Origin of the sequence: Rhizobium mulingense, assembly GCF_029194105.1 — a bacterium.
In the GTDB taxonomy this organism is placed as follows: domain Bacteria; phylum Pseudomonadota; class Alphaproteobacteria; order Rhizobiales; family Rhizobiaceae; genus Rhizobium; species Rhizobium mulingense.
Map to the genome: position 1 here is coordinate 296985 of NZ_JARFVE010000005.1, position 15900 is coordinate 312884.

General features: G+C 61.2%; 15 protein-coding genes and 1 pseudogene. 10 read left to right on the top strand and 6 right to left on the bottom strand.

The window, feature by feature from the left end; genetic code table 11:
* The first annotated feature begins 117 nt into the window (after positions 1-117).
* From acnA to PYR71_RS14060, 3 genes are all read left to right on the top strand, one after another.
* Positions 118-2808 (top strand): aconitate hydratase AcnA, encoded by a 2691-nt coding sequence (gene acnA / locus PYR71_RS14050; protein ID WP_275619795.1) that lies wholly within the window; start codon positions 118-120, stop codon positions 2806-2808.
* A 231-nt stretch (positions 2809-3039) separates the two neighbouring features.
* Positions 3040-3780, top strand: coding sequence for a DUF1223 domain-containing protein (locus PYR71_RS14055; protein WP_183917401.1), 741 nt, complete (start codon positions 3040-3042; stop codon positions 3778-3780).
* A gap of 282 nt (positions 3781-4062) precedes the next feature.
* Complete coding sequence (locus tag PYR71_RS14060; protein WP_183917399.1) at positions 4063-4464, top strand: DUF2794 domain-containing protein; 402 nt, start codon at positions 4063-4065, stop codon at positions 4462-4464.
* A 6-nt stretch (positions 4465-4470) separates the two neighbouring features.
* Here the strand turns inward: PYR71_RS14060 and PYR71_RS14065 are convergent, their stop codons facing one another.
* The 4 genes from PYR71_RS14065 to PYR71_RS14080 all read right to left on the bottom strand — a co-directional run bounded on the left by PYR71_RS14065 (position 4471) and on the right by PYR71_RS14080 (position 9293).
* Positions 4471-5028: a GNAT family N-acetyltransferase gene (locus PYR71_RS14065; RefSeq protein WP_275619796.1), complete on the bottom strand. Its 558-nt coding sequence runs from the start codon at positions 5026-5028 to the stop codon at positions 4471-4473.
* A gap of 109 nt (positions 5029-5137) precedes the next feature.
* On the bottom strand, positions 5138-5866 hold the full coding sequence (locus PYR71_RS14070) for a Bax inhibitor-1/YccA family protein (RefSeq protein WP_183917395.1): 729 nt from the start codon (positions 5864-5866) through the stop codon (positions 5138-5140).
* A gap of 179 nt (positions 5867-6045) precedes the next feature.
* Positions 6046-8589, bottom strand: a complete 2544-nt coding sequence (locus PYR71_RS14075) for an ABC transporter permease (protein WP_275619797.1) — start codon at positions 8587-8589, stop codon at positions 6046-6048.
* Positions 8586-9293: an ABC transporter ATP-binding protein gene (locus PYR71_RS14080; RefSeq protein ID WP_183917391.1), complete on the bottom strand. Its 708-nt coding sequence runs from the start codon at positions 9291-9293 to the stop codon at positions 8586-8588. The genes PYR71_RS14075 and PYR71_RS14080 overlap by 4 nt, the downstream gene beginning before the upstream one ends.
* Before the next feature lie 72 nt (positions 9294-9365).
* Between PYR71_RS14080 and PYR71_RS14085 the strand changes: the two genes are divergently transcribed.
* Together PYR71_RS14085 and thpR are read left to right on the top strand one after the other, a co-directional pair.
* Positions 9366-10010, top strand: a complete 645-nt coding sequence (locus PYR71_RS14085) for an arylesterase (protein WP_275619798.1) — start codon at positions 9366-9368, stop codon at positions 10008-10010.
* A gap of 68 nt (positions 10011-10078) precedes the next feature.
* The gene (gene thpR, locus PYR71_RS14090; RefSeq protein ID WP_183917388.1) at positions 10079-10672 is read left to right on the top strand and encodes an RNA 2',3'-cyclic phosphodiesterase; all 594 of its coding nucleotides are present in this window, start codon (positions 10079-10081) and stop codon (positions 10670-10672) included.
* Here the strand turns inward: thpR and PYR71_RS14095 are convergent.
* Positions 10579-11079 carry a low molecular weight protein-tyrosine-phosphatase gene (locus PYR71_RS14095; protein ID WP_275619799.1) on the bottom strand — a complete coding sequence of 167 codons (501 nt, stop codon included), beginning with the start codon at positions 11077-11079 and terminating at the stop codon, positions 10579-10581. The two genes, thpR and PYR71_RS14095, sit on opposite strands and share 94 nt — an antisense overlap.
* A 35-nt stretch (positions 11080-11114) precedes the next feature.
* Here PYR71_RS14095 and PYR71_RS14100 point away from each other — a divergent pair, with 35 nt between their 5' ends.
* Entirely contained in the window at positions 11115-11420 is a 306-nt protein-coding gene (locus tag PYR71_RS14100; protein WP_275619800.1) for a 4a-hydroxytetrahydrobiopterin dehydratase, read from the top strand.
* A gap of 94 nt (positions 11421-11514) precedes the next feature.
* The gene (locus tag PYR71_RS14105; RefSeq protein ID WP_020922499.1) at positions 11515-11907 is read left to right on the top strand and encodes a YkvA family protein; all 393 of its coding nucleotides are present in this window, start codon (positions 11515-11517) and stop codon (positions 11905-11907) included.
* Positions 11908-11922: 15 nt separating this feature from the next.
* Here the strand turns inward: PYR71_RS14105 and PYR71_RS14110 are convergent.
* Positions 11923-12445 (bottom strand): annotated as a pseudogene (locus tag PYR71_RS14110) (sigma factor).
* Between the two features lie 336 nt (positions 12446-12781).
* Here PYR71_RS14110 and PYR71_RS14115 point away from each other — a divergent pair.
* The 3 genes from PYR71_RS14115 to PYR71_RS14125 all read left to right on the top strand — a co-directional run bounded on the left by PYR71_RS14115 (position 12782) and on the right by PYR71_RS14125 (position 15820).
* Positions 12782-13291: an invasion associated locus B family protein gene (locus PYR71_RS14115; protein ID WP_010028921.1), complete on the top strand. Its 510-nt coding sequence runs from the start codon at positions 12782-12784 to the stop codon at positions 13289-13291.
* 252 nt (positions 13292-13543) lie between these two features.
* Positions 13544-14773, top strand: coding sequence for a dual-specificity RNA methyltransferase RlmN (gene rlmN, locus PYR71_RS14120; protein ID WP_183917379.1), 1230 nt, complete (start codon positions 13544-13546; stop codon positions 14771-14773).
* 93 nt (positions 14774-14866) lie between these two features.
* A complete protein-coding gene (locus PYR71_RS14125) occupies positions 14867-15820 on the top strand; it encodes an ABC transporter substrate-binding protein (RefSeq protein WP_275619801.1) in 954 nt (317 codons plus the stop codon).
* The last annotated feature ends 80 nt before the right edge of the window (positions 15821-15900 follow it).

A 15900-nucleotide genomic window follows, 5' to 3' on the forward strand; every position in this document is an offset into this window, starting at 1 on the left:
AACTTGGAGCGTCTGTTCCACGTGCGGACAGCGGAAATGGCCGTACCCGCATCCTGATGTGCATTAAGTGCATAGGCGTTCGCACGACTGTGTTGGCTATCAGAAACGGGGTCTCTCGTGTCTAAATCTCTTGACAGTTTCAATTGTCGTTCCACGCTTTCGGTAAACGGGAAGGACTATGTCTATTACAGCCTGCCCAAGGCTGAGGCAAACGGTCTGCCCGGCGTCTCGAAGCTTCCCTATTCGATGAAGGTGCTGCTCGAAAACCTGCTGCGCTTCGAAGACGGCCAGTCGGTCACCAAGGAGCACATCCTGGCCGTTGCCGAATGGCTGAACAACAAGGGTGCGGTCGAAAACGAAATCGCCTATCGCCCGGCGCGCGTGCTGATGCAGGACTTCACCGGCGTTCCCGCCGTCGTCGATCTTGCCGCGATGCGCGACGCGATGGTGTCGCTCGGCGGCAATCCCGAGAAGATCAACCCGCTCGTTCCCGTCGACCTCGTCATCGACCACTCCGTCATCGTCGATGAATTCGGCACGCCGCAGGCCTTCGCCAAGAACGTCGAGCTGGAATATCAGCGCAACGGCGAGCGCTACCGCTTCCTGAAGTGGGGCCAGCAGGCCTTCAAGAACTTTCGCGTCGTGCCTCCCGGCACCGGCATCTGTCACCAGGTCAATCTCGAATATCTCGGCCAGACAGTCTGGACCAAGGAAGAGGACGGCGAGACGATCGCCTATCCGGATACCTGCGTCGGCACCGACAGCCATACGACGATGATCAACGGTCTCGGCGTTCTCGGCTGGGGCGTTGGCGGTATCGAAGCAGAAGCAGCCATGCTCGGCCAGCCGGTTTCGATGCTTCTTCCCGAAGTCATCGGCTTCAAGCTGACCGGAAAGCTCAAGGAAGGCGTCACCGCGACCGACCTCGTTCTGACCGTCGTGCAGATGCTGCGCAAGAAGGGCGTCGTTTCCAAGTTCGTCGAATTTTTCGGCCCGGGCATGGACAACATGCCGCTCGCCGACCGTGCGACGATCGGCAACATGGGTCCGGAATACGGCGCGACCTGCGGCTTCTTCCCGGTTGACGGCGAAACCATCAACTACCTCACCATGTCCGGCCGCACCCATGACCGGATCGCGCTGGTCGAAGCCTATTCGAAGGCCCAGGGCATGTGGCGCGAAGGCGATGGTTCCGATCTCGTCTTCACCGATACGCTGGAACTCGATCTCAGTGACGTCGTGCCGTCGATGGCCGGCCCGAAGCGTCCGGAAGGCCGCATCGCGCTCGAGAACATCGCTTCCGGCTTCGCTGGCTCGATGGAAACCGACTACAAGAAGCCCGGGCAGCTCAACAACCGCTACGCTGTCGAGGGCACCGATTTCGACCTCGGCCATGGTGATGTCGCGATTGCCGCCATCACCTCCTGCACTAACACCTCCAACCCGTCGGTTCTGATCGCTGCCGGCCTGCTTGCCCGCAACGCCGTTGCCAAGGGCCTGAAGACCAAGCCGTGGGTCAAGACTTCGCTGGCACCGGGATCGCAGGTGGTCGGCGAATATCTCGCCAAGTCCGGTTTGCAGGCCGATCTCGACAAGCTCGGCTTCAACCTTGTCGGCTTCGGCTGCACCACCTGCATCGGCAATTCCGGCCCGCTTCCGGCGCCGATCTCGAAGACGATCAACGACAAGGGCCTGATCGTATCCGGCGTGCTCTCCGGCAACCGTAACTTCGAAGGCCGTATCTCGCCTGACGTCCAGGCGAACTACCTCGCTTCGCCACCGCTCGTCGTTGCTTACGCGCTTGCCGGCACGGTTCAGAAGGACCTGACGAAGGAGCCGATCGGCGAAGACCAGGACGGCAAACCTGTCTACCTCAAGGACATCTGGCCGACCTCGCAAGAGGTTCAGGAATTCATCCTGAAATACGTGACCCGCGAGCTCTATGAAAGCAAGTACGCCGACGTCTTCAAGGGCGACGTCAACTGGCAGGCCGTTCAGGTTCCGCCGGGCCAGACCTATGCCTGGGACGACAATTCGACCTATGTCCAGAACCCACCTTACTTCGTCGGCATGGGCAAGAAGGGCACCGGCGTTTCGGACATCAAGGGTGCGCGCGTCCTCGGTCTGTTCGGTGACAAGATCACCACCGACCACATCTCTCCGGCCGGTTCGATCAAGGCGGCATCGCCGGCTGGCGCCTATCTGATCGGTCATGACGTTGCGGTTGCCGACTTCAACCAATACGGCACGCGCCGCGGCAACCATGAAGTGATGATGCGCGGCACCTTCGCCAATATCCGCATCCGCAACCACATGCTCGGCCCGAACGGCAAGGAAGGTGGCTACACCATTCACTATCCGTCGAAGGAAGAGACCTCGATCTACGACGCGGCGATGCAGTACAAGTCCGAAGGCGTGCCGCTCGTCATCTTCGCCGGTGTCGAATACGGCAACGGCTCCTCGCGCGACTGGGCGGCCAAGGGCACCAACCTGCTCGGCGTCAAGGCGGTGATCGCCCAGTCGTTCGAGCGCATCCATCGCTCGAACCTGGTCGGCATGGGCGTCATCCCCTTCGTCTTCGAAGAGGGCACGACCTGGCAGAGCCTTGGCCTCAAGGGCGACGAACTCGTCACCATCGAGGGCCTGGACAAGATCAAGCCGCGCGAGCGGAAGATCGCCAAGATCACCTATAGCGACGGCACCGTGAAGGACGTTCCGCTGCTGTCGCGTGTCGATACGCTCGACGAGGTAATCTACCTCAACAATGGCGGCATCCTGCAGACGGTCCTGCGCGATCTCGCTGCCTGACCATTACGAGCCCGACATGATCATGGCCGCCGGAAAGCAATTTCCGGCGGCTTTCTTATGCAGCGGCAGTCATCGAGCGAACTCACGATGATTTGTTTTCCGCGGCTTCCGGTCGTGCCGCGTCTCACCCGTTCGTGACTTTTCGTTTGGACCCGGAAGGATTATTCGTACGTTCATATCTCAGCGCCGTTGGTTCCAATACGCCGTCGGCGCTGAAAAAGAGGTGCATGAATGTCCCCCCGATTCTTGATCCCGCTATTGGCCGCTGTTGTTCTCGCAGGCCCGCTGCGTGCCGAAGACGACACGCCGAAAGGCGTCGTCGAACTCTTCACGGCGCAGGGCTGCTCCTCCTGTCCCCCCGCTGATGCGGCTTTCCGCAAGCTGGTGAATCAGGGCGATGTCATCGCGCTCGCCTATCACGTCGATTACTGGAATTATCTCGGCTGGGCCGATACGCTGAGCTCGAAGGAAAACACCGAGCGGCAATATGGCTATGCCAGGACGATGGGCCGCAGCAACGTCTACACGCCGCAGGCGATCGTCAACGGGCGCGGGCATCTGGCCGGCGCCGATCTCAACGGCATCAACAGCAAGATCGACACCTATAGCGGCGAAGGCAACGGCCTGACCGTTCCCGTCAGTGCGTCGATGCGCGGTGACGAATTGGAGATCAAGATCGGCGCAGGGCAGGGCAAAGCCAATGTCGTCATGGTCTATTTCGACAAGGAAAAGACGATTGAGGTCGAAAAAGGCGAGAACAGCGGCAAGAAGCTCTCCTATCTGCACAGCGTCACCAATGTCGAAACCGTCGGCATGTGGGATGGCAAGGCGACCAATCTGACGCTGCCGGCAAGCGTGCTGCAGCGGCCGCAGCTAGAGGGTTGCGCTATCCTGCTGCAGTCGGCGACCGCAAACGGCGATCCGGCCGCGATCCTTGGCGCGACCGTGGTGATGGCGGGCAAAAATATCTGAAATTTCATTCTGATGCGGATGAAAGTCCGGGCGGCCCGGCTGAGCGTATTCGGGGCTGGGGTTAAGGTCGATACGCTCCGCCGGGCCCTTTGGCGCGCTGGCGCCAAACCGGGATGCATAATTCCCCTGCAAATGAGGCGCTGTTTTGACTGAAATGCGGCGCCGCAGAGAAAGCGTCGTGTCTTCCACTGCGGCCGAATGTGACGGACGGCACTCTTGCAATTTGTGTCGGCTCGGGCAAACTGTCATTCTCCTGTCACAAGCGGAGGCCTCGGGAGACTGATGACAGATCAGCCGGATTTGCGACACGGCGAAAGCCGCTTCGTCGACAATAGTTCTTCAGTCGTCGTCGATCTCAGGGAATACAAACAAAGCAAAGACCCGCTTCCGGTGACTTTCCATAGGCGCGAACTCGACGCGATCCTGCGGATCTACGGCCGCATGGTCGGGGAGGGCGAATGGCGCGATTACGCCATCGATCACCTGAAAGACAGGGCGGTGTTTTCCGTCTTCAAGCGCTCCGGCGAAATGCCGCTCTTCCGAATCGAAAAGAACCCGAAGCTCGCCGCCAAGCAAGGTGCCTATTCCGTGATCAACGTCAACGGCATGATCCTGAAGCGCGGACACGAGCTGAACCTGGTGCTGAAAGTGTTCGACAAGGCTCTGAAGCTGGTCGACAAGTAGGCTTGATCAGCCTGCAAACAGCGTCCCGGGATAGGCGGATGGATCCGGATCGGTTGTCATGCCCTGGCCGAGGCTGCGCTGCATGAGCATCGTGTCGAGCCAGCGGCCGTGCTTGTAGCCCGTGCCTTGCATCAGGCCAACCTCCACGAAGCCCGCCTTGAGATGAAGCGCGATCGAGGCGGGACTTGCGCCGCCGATGACGGCCACCATCTGACGAAAACCAAGGGCGGTGCAGCGATCGATCAATTCGCTCATCAGCGCCTTGCCGATGCCGCGGCCGCGCGCTTCGGGCGCCAAGTAAATAGAATCCTCCACCATCCAGCGATAGGCCGGGCGGGTGCGAAAGGCCGAGGCATAGGCGTAGCCGAGGAAGTTTTCGGCCTCATCGACTGCGGCGATATAGGGATATTGCTGGCCGGCGATCGCGGCAAAACGCTGCGCCATCTCGGCCTCGGAGGGCGGTATTATCTCGTAACTCGCAACACCGTTCAGGACGGAGTCGCGATAAATCCCGGTAATGGCGGGGATATCGGCTTGAGAGGCGTCGCGCAAAAGGAAGGACATCGAGGAGCTGCTCCAACGGCGAGGCAGAGCTCCTCTAAAACCATTCCTTCGAAAATAGCGCAACAAAAAAGGCGGCCGAAGCCGCCTTTTTCGATCTTGATGGACCTGCCTATTTACGGTTGCCCATGAACTGCAGCAGGAACATGAAGAGGTTGATGAAGTCGAGATAGAGCGTCAGCGCGCCCATGATCGCCTTGCGGCCGGCAACAGCGACGTCATCAGCTTCGTAGTAGAGCTCCTTGATCCGCTGCGTGTCATAGGCGGTAAGACCTGCGAAGATCAGCACGCCGATCACCGAGATTGCGAACTGCATCGCGGACGAGGCCAGGAAGACGTTGACGATCGACGCGATGATCAGGCCGAACAGACCCATGATCAGGAACGAGCCGATTGCCGACAGGTCACGCTTCGTCGTGTAGCCGTAAAGCGACAGCGCGCCGAAGGAGGCGGCGGTGACGAAGAAGGTCTGAACGACGCTCTGACCGGTATAGATCAGGAAGATCGACGAGAGCGACAGGCCGACAAGCGCGGCATAGATCGCGAAGGTCGTCTGGGCGGCACTCACCGTCATGCTCTGGATCCGGAAGCTCAGGAAGAACACCAGAGCCAGCGGCGCCAGAATGACCACCCATTTCAGCGGGCTCAGATAGATCGCCTGGCCGAAAGCGGTAATCTCGCCATTGGCGAAAGCGAGTTGGAACGACAGATATGCGGCCACACCGGTGATCGCCAGACCCAGCGCCATCAGGTTGTAGACCTTAAGCATATAAGCGCGCAGGCCTTGATCAATCATCTCGCCGGTCTGAGCGCGGCTTTGATAGTTACGAAGATCAGCCATAGTTTCCTCTTACAAGCTCCGATAGAGATACGGTGTCGGGGTTTTCGACCCGGGCGCCGCTGCGGAGCTCCAGCATGCCTGCAGACAATATGAGGCCTTCGCTCCTTGCAAACAAGAGGCTTGCAAAGGCCCGGCCGGTTAAATCGCCGTAAGGTGAAGGGTTTGGCGTGCCCCTTCGGTCAAAGCTCGCGCAGGACGGGGGCCGCCTTCTGTCCGAGGATGCGCCAGGTGCCGATGAGGCCGATGCCGACGGTCAGGACGAGCGCCGTCACCAGCGTCAGTCCCGCCACATCGGGTAGGAAGGCCGAGGGCAGGTGCATGATGCGGGCGACGATGAACCAGGCGGCGATCGCGCCGGCGAAAACCGCGAAGATCGCGGTTGCGAGCCCGAGTATCAGATATTCGTAACTGAAGGCGCGGATCAGCATGGCCCGGGTGGCGCCGAGGGTCTTCAGCACCACCGCATCGTGGGTGCGCGCCCGGTTGCCGGCGGCAAGCGCTCCAGCGAGAACGAGGATCGAGGCGATCAGGGCCACCGATGCCGCGGCGCGAATCGCGGTCGCAAGCTGTGCAACGAGCTGGTTGACGATATCGATCGCATCCTTGACGCGCACGCTGGTGATCGTGGGATAGGTGTTGGTGACGGATTTCAGGATCGCCGCGTCTTCGGCCTGCGTCGAAGAGGGATCGGTCAGGGTCGCGAGCCAGGCGTGAGGGGCGCCGCGGAAGGTGTTCGGCGAGAAGACCATGACGAAATTGATCGACAGTGATTCCCACTGGACGCGGCGCAGATTGGCGATCTTGGCCGTGATATTGCGTCCGAGCACATTGACGGTGACGGTGTCGCCGATCTTCAGGCCGAGTTCATGGGCTTCTTCCGAGGAGAAGGAGACGAGCGGCTCGCCGCTGTAATCCTTGTCCCACCAGCTGCCTTCGGTCAGCGCAGCGTTTTCCGGCATGGTGTCGGAGTAGGTGATGCCGCGATCGCCGTTCAGTACCCACCGGCCGGCGGCCGGCACGTTCATCTTGGTGACGTCCTCGCCGTTGAAGGCGACGATACGGCCGCGCAGCATCGGCACCTCCATGAGCTTGCCCTTCGGCGCCTGCGCCTGGACCAGGTTGCGGAATGCGTCGACCTCGGCGCTCTGGATATCGACGAAGAAGAAGTTCGGCGCGCCCTCGTTCATACGGCCGGTCAGCTGCTGGCGCAGGTTTCCGTCGATCAAGGTCAGTGTCACCAGTAACGCCAGGCCGAGGCCGAGCGACAGCACCACCGACGGCGTCAGGGCGCCGGGACGGTGGATGTTGCCGATCGCGAGCCTGAGCGCCGGCGAGTTGACGCGCGGGCTGCGGCGCGCGAGCCAGGCGATCAGGGCGGCGACGAGGCGCAGCACGACAAAGGCGAACACGATCGCACCAACGAAGACGATGGCGATGAAACGGTCATAGGCAGTGAGGACGGCGAGGGCGGCAAGCGCCGCCATGAAGAGGGCGGCCAGCAGGATATAGGGCCAGGAGGGTAGGCGGCGGGCCTCGAAACCCTGCTCGCGGAAGAGCGCCGTCGCCGGCACTTCGCGGGCATGGCCGAGCGGCAGGATGGCGAAAGCGAGCGTCGTCAGGATGCCGAAGAGCGCCGCAAGCAGCAGGGCGCCGGGATAGAGCGTCGGCGCCGTCGACACCGGCAGGAACTGCGCCAGAAACTGCGCGGCGAAGATCGGCGACAGGGCGCCGATGACGAGGCCGATCATGATGCCGCCAAGCGCAATGATGGTGATCTGAAAGAGATAGATCAGCACGACGACGGCGGCCGGCGCACCCAGGCATTTGAAGCTGGCGATAGTGGTGCGCTTGGAATCGAGGAAGGCACGCACCGCATTGGCGACGCCGACGCCGCCGACGATCAGAGCGGTGAGGCCGACCAGAGTCAGAAACTGCGAGAAGCGGGTGATGTTTTCGGTAAGCGAGGGCGCGGCCCGGTCGCTGGTGCGGATCGACCAGCCGGCGGAAGGGAATTCCCTGGATGCGCGCGCCTGAATGCCCGATATCGCGCGCTTGTCCTGCAGCCGGATCTTGTAGGCATGTTCAACGAGGCTTCCGGTCTGGATCAGGCCCGAAGCTTCAAGCGCCCGGCGGCTGACGAGCAGGCGCGGCGCAAAGCCGAAACCTTCGGAGAGGGCGTCCGGCTCGGTCTTGACGGTGCCGGTGATGCTGAGTTTGACATTGCCGAGCAGCAATTCGTCGCCGACCGCAAGTCCAAGCCGATCGAGCAGCAGCGGAGCTGCGACCGCTCCATAGGTGCCGCTTTGGGCCGAAAGCAGGGCTGCAAGCGGATAATCCGGCTCGGCCGCGAAGCTGCCGTAGAGCGGGTAGGCGTCGTCGACCGCCTTGACCTCGACCAGGGCCTGGTCGGAACCATCAGGCTTGCGCGCCATCGAGCGCAGACCTGTTGACACCGAGACGGTGCCGAGACTTTCGAGGAAGGCCATCTCCTCAGGTGTGGCTTCGCGGTTGTTGAGCTCGAAGCGAACGTCGCCGGCCAAGAGCTCCTGCCCCTGCGAGGCGATCGTGTCGGTGATCGACTGCGAAACGGAATTGACGGCGGCAATCGCACCCGTGCCGAGGGCGATGCAGGCAAGAAAGATGTAGAAGCCGCGGATACCGCCGCGCAGCTCACGGAGCGCCAGGCGAAAAGCCAGCGCGGTGCGCGGCGTGATCATTCTCATGCGATCGCCGCCTCGCTGCGGCGGGCGGCGCTGTCGCCCTCGATCCGGCCGGAGCGGACGCGGATCTGGCGCGAGCAGCGGTTCGCAAGCGAGACGTCGTGGGTGACGAGAAGTAGAGTCATGCCGCGTTCGGCCTGTTTGGAAAACAGCAGGTCGGCGATCTGACGGCCGGTCTCGGTATCGAGATTGCCTGTTGGCTCGTCAGCGATCAGCAAAGCGGGCGAGGGGGCGAGCGCCCTGGCGATCGCCACGCGCTGCTGTTCGCCGCCGGAAAGCTGGCCGGGATAGTGGTTCAACCGTTCGCCAAGGCCGACCGAATTCAGCTCGCGATGGGCGATTTCGAAAGCGTTGCGGACATTGGCGAGTTCCAGCGGCACGGCGACGTTTTCAAGTGCCGTCATATTGGCGATCAGGTGGAAGGACTGGAAGACGATTCCGATGTTACGGCCGCGGAAATCGGCGACCTCGTCCTCGCTGAGCGCATGGAGCGGCGTCTCGTTGATGTTGATTTCGCCGCTGTCGAGCTTCTCCAATCCGGCAAGCACCATCAGCAGCGTCGACTTGCCGGAACCGGAAGGGCCGACGATGCCGACGGATTCGCCGGCTGATATATCTAGGTCGATGCCCTTCAGCACATGGACGGAAGCGGCTGCACTGCCAAGGGTCAGATCGGCGCCCTTCAACTCGATGATGGTTTTTGCCAATAGAAATCGCCCTATATAAATCTCTAACCGAATGGCCGCATGACGGCACCTCGCCAATCTAGGGAAAGCAGGATGAGATTTAAAGTTGCCGCCCTTCAATTCACCGTCATTGCCGTCTCGTTGATTTTTACCGGTGCCGCCGCGGCCCGGACGATCAATCTCGTCGGTTTTGGGGACAGCCTTATGGCGGGTTATCAGCTGCCGCCCGGGAACGGCTTTCCGGAGAAGCTGCAGGCCGCTTTGAAGGCGAAGGGGCTCGACGTCGCCATTGCCAATGCGGGCGTCTCGGGCGACACGACGACAGGGGGGCTTGCCCGGATCGACTGGTCAGTGCCGGACGGCACCGACGGCGTCATCCTGGAGCTCGGCGCCAATGATGCGCTGCGTGGCATCCCGCCGGAAGAGAGCGAGAAGAACCTCGACCAGATGATTTCCCGGCTGAAGCAGCGCGGCATCGCCGTGCTGCTCGTCGGCATGATGGCGCCCCCCAATATGGGGGCGGACTACGCCGCACGCTTCAATCCGATTTATCGGAAACTTTCCGAGAAACATGGAGTTCGGCTTTATGCCTTCTTCCTGGACGGGGTGGCGCTCGATGCCGGGCTGAAACTCGACGACGGGATGCATCCGAATGCAAGAGGCGTCGACGTCATTGTCGAAAAGATGGAAGCCGATGTCACAAATTTCGTCGGGACGATTTCTACTGTGAAGAAATAGGGGCTTGCGCGGTCATTAATTGCGTGATTCCGTGTAAGCACCTGCAAAAGATTCGGGGAGTGCTCGTTATGCCGAGACTGTTTACCGCCCTCGAAATTCCGCGCAATGCGGCGATGAGCCTTTCATTGCTGCGCGGCGGCCTCCCCGGAGCACGATGGATCGATGTGGAGAATTACCACATCACCTTGCGCTTCATCGGTGATGTCGACGGCCGCACCGCCGATGAAATCGTCGAACGCCTCGACCGGATCGACCGGCCGGAATTCCAGTTCCGCCTAGAAGGCATCGGTTCCTTCGGCTCGAAGAAACCGCATTCGGTCTGGGCCGGCGTCTCGCAATCGCCTGAGATGTACGCCCTGCAGGGTGAGATCGAGCGCATTTGCCAGCGCATCGGCCTGCCGCCGGATCCCCGCAAATTCATGCCGCATGTGACGCTGGCGCGGCTCAAATCGTCGCGGCTCGACGATGTCGTGCAATATCTGGCCGGGCGCGGCAACTTCCACACCGCAACCTTCACGGCGCCGCGCTTCGTGCTGCTTTCATCGCGCGAATCGGTGGGCGGCGGGCCTTACCTGACCGAGGAAGTGTTTCCGCTGCACGAGGCCCGGTCGACGCCCAGCGTTTCGAGCAGCTTGCTGCAGCCGGCCAAGAGCCTGGTATAGACCAGCTCAAAGCCATCGGGGCCGCCATAATAGGGATCGGGAATATCCTCTCCCGTTCCTAGCGCGGCATCGCCGAAGAGCCGGATATTCGCCTTGGGCGGCGCGATCTTGCCAAGCGTTGCCAGATTGTCGCGGTCCATGGCGAGGATCAGATCGAGACCGTTGAAATCAGTTGGTCGGATGCGGCGGGCGCGCTGCGCCGCTACGTCGATGCCATGGCTTTGGGCGGTGGCGATCGAACGCTGGTCGGGCGGCTCGCCTTCATGCCAGCTGCCGGTGCCGGCGGAATCGACGGTGAAACGGCCGGTGAGGCCAGCCTCGGTGACGAGATGACGAAAAATTCCCTCGGCAAGCGGAGAACGGCATATATTGCCCATGCAAACGAAGAGGATACTGATAGGCGTCATCGGTAGACCTGTCGGAAGAACAAGAGGAGCATGGCATGAAATGGGAAAGACTGGACCGGGCAGCAGTCGAGGCGCAACTGGCGGAGCTTGCCGGCTGGACCCTCAATGACGCGTCCTCCTCGATCTCGAAGACATTCAAGTTTTCGAATTTTATCGAGGCCTTCGGCTTCATGACGGAGGCAGCGATCACGGCCGAGAAGCTCAACCATCATCCCGAATGGTTCAACGTCTATTCCCGAGTAGATGTGACGCTGAACACGCATGATGCTGGCGGACTGACGGAGCTGGATTTCAAGCTCGCCAAGGCGATGGAGAAAGCGGCGGCACGACGTCTCGGCTGAAGGTGTTGTCGATTGAACGGGGCCGGTTGAAAGGGGCCGATTGAAAGCCTGGGCGCCATCACCATATGTTCGCAGGGACGAAAGGATGTCAGGGATGGACGAGGTCAAATTCGGGGAAATCCTTCTGCCGGGCGACGAGGACACCCAGAGCCGGCGGGAGAAGACGGTGCGGCAGAAGTTCTGGCCGACTTTCCGCCGCGCCGTGCGGCAGATCCCGTTCTCGCGCGACGTCGTCGCCGGCTTCTACTGCGCGCTCGATCCGCAAACGCCGACCAAGGTGCGCGGTGTGCTGCTCGCAGCACTCGCCTATTTCGTCATGCCGGTCGACATCATCCCGGATATTTTCGCCGTCATCGGCTTTTCTGACGACGTCGCCGTGCTTTCCGCCGCCTTCGCCATGGTGCGCGGCCATATCCGGCCAGGCCATTATGACGCGGCGGACCGCGTCCTCGCCGACCCGCCAGCGGATACGATGAAAACGATTTGAAGGGGCCGGCGCGGTTCAGCCGCGTTCCTGCTCCAGCACCTTGCGGAGTTTGCCGAAGGCAAGCCGGATCCGTGATTTCACCGCCGAGCGGCAGCCCGGTCGCTTCAGCGATGTCGGCGATTGGCCGAGAAAAAAGGCGGCACGCAGCATGTCGCGCTGTTCCTGCGGCAGCTGGCCGCGGCGGCACGGATCTTGGCGTCGGGGTCATTGACGATGATTTCCTCGGCGCCGATGTCGGCCGGCGGCTGCAGGGCCGGGTCCCGTCGAAGATGCGGGCGTCGGCGCGGCGATTGCGGGCAATGCGAAGGAGCCAGGTCGAGAGTGAAGACCGCGTGGCATCGTAGAGCTTTGTGCCAGAGCACGATCATGATCTGCTGAACCAGCTCCTCGGCCTCGCCTGACGTCATCTTCCGGCGCATCAGCCAGGTCTTCAGACGCGGGCGAAATAGTCGAACAGGATGGAGAAGGCCTGCTGGTCGCGATCGTCTGCGACAGCCTTTGCGAGGGCAGCGAAACGCCATCCTTCCTCGGCATCCATGTCGTCTCACGAGCCCCCTGCGGCCAAAATTTCGTCCCGGATTTCCAAAGTCTTAATGAGGTACAACGGATTTTTGAAAGGTCAAACTCTTGCCTGAATCTTTGTGTCTTAGATTCACCCGAACGGCCGGCCGGTGCCATCGGCGCACCGGCGTCGCAGCCGATTTCGGCAAGGGGCAAAAGTCGTGGTCGAGCTGAAATGACACAGGCACATACAAATCGCAGCTATTGTTGACCATTTGGTAACCTGAATTAAGTCAAAATAAAGCAGATCGTGATTATGCGCCGCCCGCTATGATCGCTTCGGGCCTTGAATCGCAAGAACCGGCAGGAATCCATGTTTGTAAAAAGTATCGTATCCGCCCTCGCACTCACCCTTGGTATGGCCGGAGTTGCGACAGCGCAGCAAGCCGCGCCGACCCGCATTCAACAGTTCCAGGCATGGGGCGCCTATTCCTACAAGTCTGGCGCCAGCACCGTCTGCTACGTGCTGTCCGTGCCGACGGCAAAGCAGCCGGCAAGCGTCGATCACGGCGACAATTTCTTCATCGTCTCGCAGCGCCCCGGCCAGAACATCTCCTACGAGCCACAGGCGATGATGGGCTATACTGTGAAGGAAAATTCGAAGATCAACGTCGTCATCGACAACAAGACCTTCGTGATGTTCACCAAGGACAAGGCCGGCTGGGTCGAGAACGCGGCTCAGGAGCCGGCCCTCGTCGCGGCGATGAAGACTGGTCATTCGATGACGGTCAATGCGGTCTCGCGCAAGGGCACGGGCACGTCCTACAGCTATTCGCTCTCGGGCATCTCGGCGGCGTTGAAACAGATCGAAAGCTGCAAATAAGCGCCTTTTTGGCCAACGGAATATCAAGGGCCGGCCTTGCGCCGGCCCTTGCTGTTTTCCATCTGTAGTGACGCGCCGGCAAAATGATGCTAAAGGCCGGGGCCAACAGCGGACAGATCGCGATATCAGTCGCCGTTCCGCCATTCAATTTCTGCCAATGTGCCGTCATTGCGCCTCACCTCTTCCGGCTTGCTCCTGAAGTCCGCGGGGCTTGCGGGGGCGGTTACGTGTTCGAATTCGGGATCAAAGACCATGTCCGTCATGGATGCGATTGATGTCACCAAGCCACGGGCGCCGAACGCCTCTTCCGGCGCCGAAAAGCCTTCCCTGATCGGGCTGTCGCGGGAGGAAATGGCGGCGGTGCTCAGGGAAAAAGGCGTGGCCGAGAAGCAGATCAAGATGCGCGTCGCGCAGCTCTGGAACTGGATCTATGTGCGGGGCGTCTCCGATTTCGACCATATGACGAATGTCGCCAAGGACATGCGTGAAATGCTGAAGCAGCATTTCACCATCGCGCGTCCCGAAATCGTCGAGGAGCAGGTTTCCAATGACGGCACCCGCAAATGGCTGCTGCGCTTTCCCGCGCGGGGTGCAGGCCGCCCGGTCGAGATCGAAGCCGTCTACATTCCGGAAGAGGGCCGCGGCACGCTGTGCATTTCCAGTCAGGTCGGCTGCACGCTGACCTGTTCCTTCTGTCACACCGGCACGCAGCGGCTGGTGCGCAACCTGACGGCGGAGGAAATCCTGTCGCAGTTGCTGCTCGCCCGCGACCGGCTCGGCGACTTCCCGGATCGCGAAGCGCCGCAAGGCACGATCATGCCGGCCGAAGGCCGCAAGGTCAGCAATATCGTGATGATGGGCATGGGCGAGCCGCTCTATAATTTCGATGCCGTCAAACAAGCCCTGCTGATCGCTACGGATGGCGACGGCCTGTCACTGTCCAAACGTCGCGTGACGCTTTCCACCTCCGGTGTCGTGCCGGAAATCTTCCGCACCGGCGAGGAGATCGGCGTCATGCTGGCAATTTCGCTGCATGCGGTCCGCGACGACCTGCGCGACATTCTGGTGCCGATCAACAAGAAGTACCCGCTGAAGGAACTGATCGACGCCTGCAAGGCCTATCCCGGCCTTTCCAATGCGCGGCGCATCACCTTCGAATATGTGATGCTGAAGGACGTCAATGACAGCCTGGAAGACGCCAAGGGGCTGATCAAGCTCCTGAAAGGCGTGCCGGCGAAGATCAACCTCATTCCGTTCAATCCCTGGCCCGGCACCAACTACCAGTGTTCCGACTGGGAGCAGATCGAGAAGTTCGCCGATTTCATCAATTCGGCCGGTTATGCCTCGCCGATCCGCACGCCGCGCGGGCGCGACATTCTTGCCGCCTGCGGCCAGCTGAAATCGGAATCAGAACGCATGCGCAAGACTGAGCGGCTGGCCTTCGAAGCGATGATGATCGCCAATCACGGCGCTGACGACTGATCAGCAAGTTTGATCCTCGCAACAATTCTCCGCGATTGATTTCAGGGGGCGCTTTTCCTAAAAGTGCCGCCAAAATCATATAGGAGGATACCCATGCGCCCGATTTTACTCGCTCTTGCCGCCAGTTTGGTCCTTTCCCTTCCCGCCAAGGCCGATGACGTGACCGTCGCGGTGACGGCGATCGTCGAGCATCCGGCGCTGGATGCGGCCCGCAAAGGGGTTCTCGACGTGCTGACGGCGGCCGGCTACAAGGAAGGCGAGAACCTGAAATTCGTGTTCGAATCGGCGCAGGGCAATCCGGCGACCGCAGCCCAAATAGCCCGCCAGTTCGCCGGCGACGAGCCCAATGTCATCGTGCCGATCTCCACGCCGTCGGCCCAGGCCGTCGTCTCTGCGACGCGCGACATTCCTGTCGTCTTCACCGCCGTATCGGATCCGCTCAGCGCCCAGCTCGTCAAGAACATGGACAAGCCGGGCGGCAATGTCACCGGCCTTTCCGACATGTCCCCCGTCGGCGAGCACCTGGCGCTGATCAAGGAAATCGTGCCAAAGGCGAAGACCATCGGCTATCTCTATAATTCAGGTGAGGCGAATTCCGTTTCGCTGCTCGCCGTGCTGAAGGCAGAAGCCGAAAAGACCGGGCTGACGGTCGTCGAATCGGCCGCCACCAAATCGGCCGAGGTTCAGGGCGCTGCCCGCGCCCTCGTCGGCCGCGCCGACGCGATCTACATTCCGACCGACAACACGATCATCTCGGCGCTCGAAGGCGCCGTCGCCGTTGCCGAAGAAAGCAAGCTGCCGCTCTTCACCGCCGATACGGATTCGGTTTCGCGCGGTTCGGTCGCTGCCCTCGGCTTCAACTATTACGATGTCGGCAAGCAGACGGGCGAAATCGTTGTGCGCGTGCTGAAGGGCGAGAATCCCGGCGATATCGCGGTGAAGACCGCCGCCGGCAGCGATCTTGTCGTCAACAAGGCGGCAGCTGCCAAGATGGGTGTCACGCTGCCCGAGAGCGTGCTTTCGCGCGCCAACAAAGTCATCGACTGATCGGCCGTAGGTCCACCGACTGTTCACGTTCAGCCGCTCCCGTTTGCACGGGGGCGGCTGTAGTATTACAAGGCTCCGGT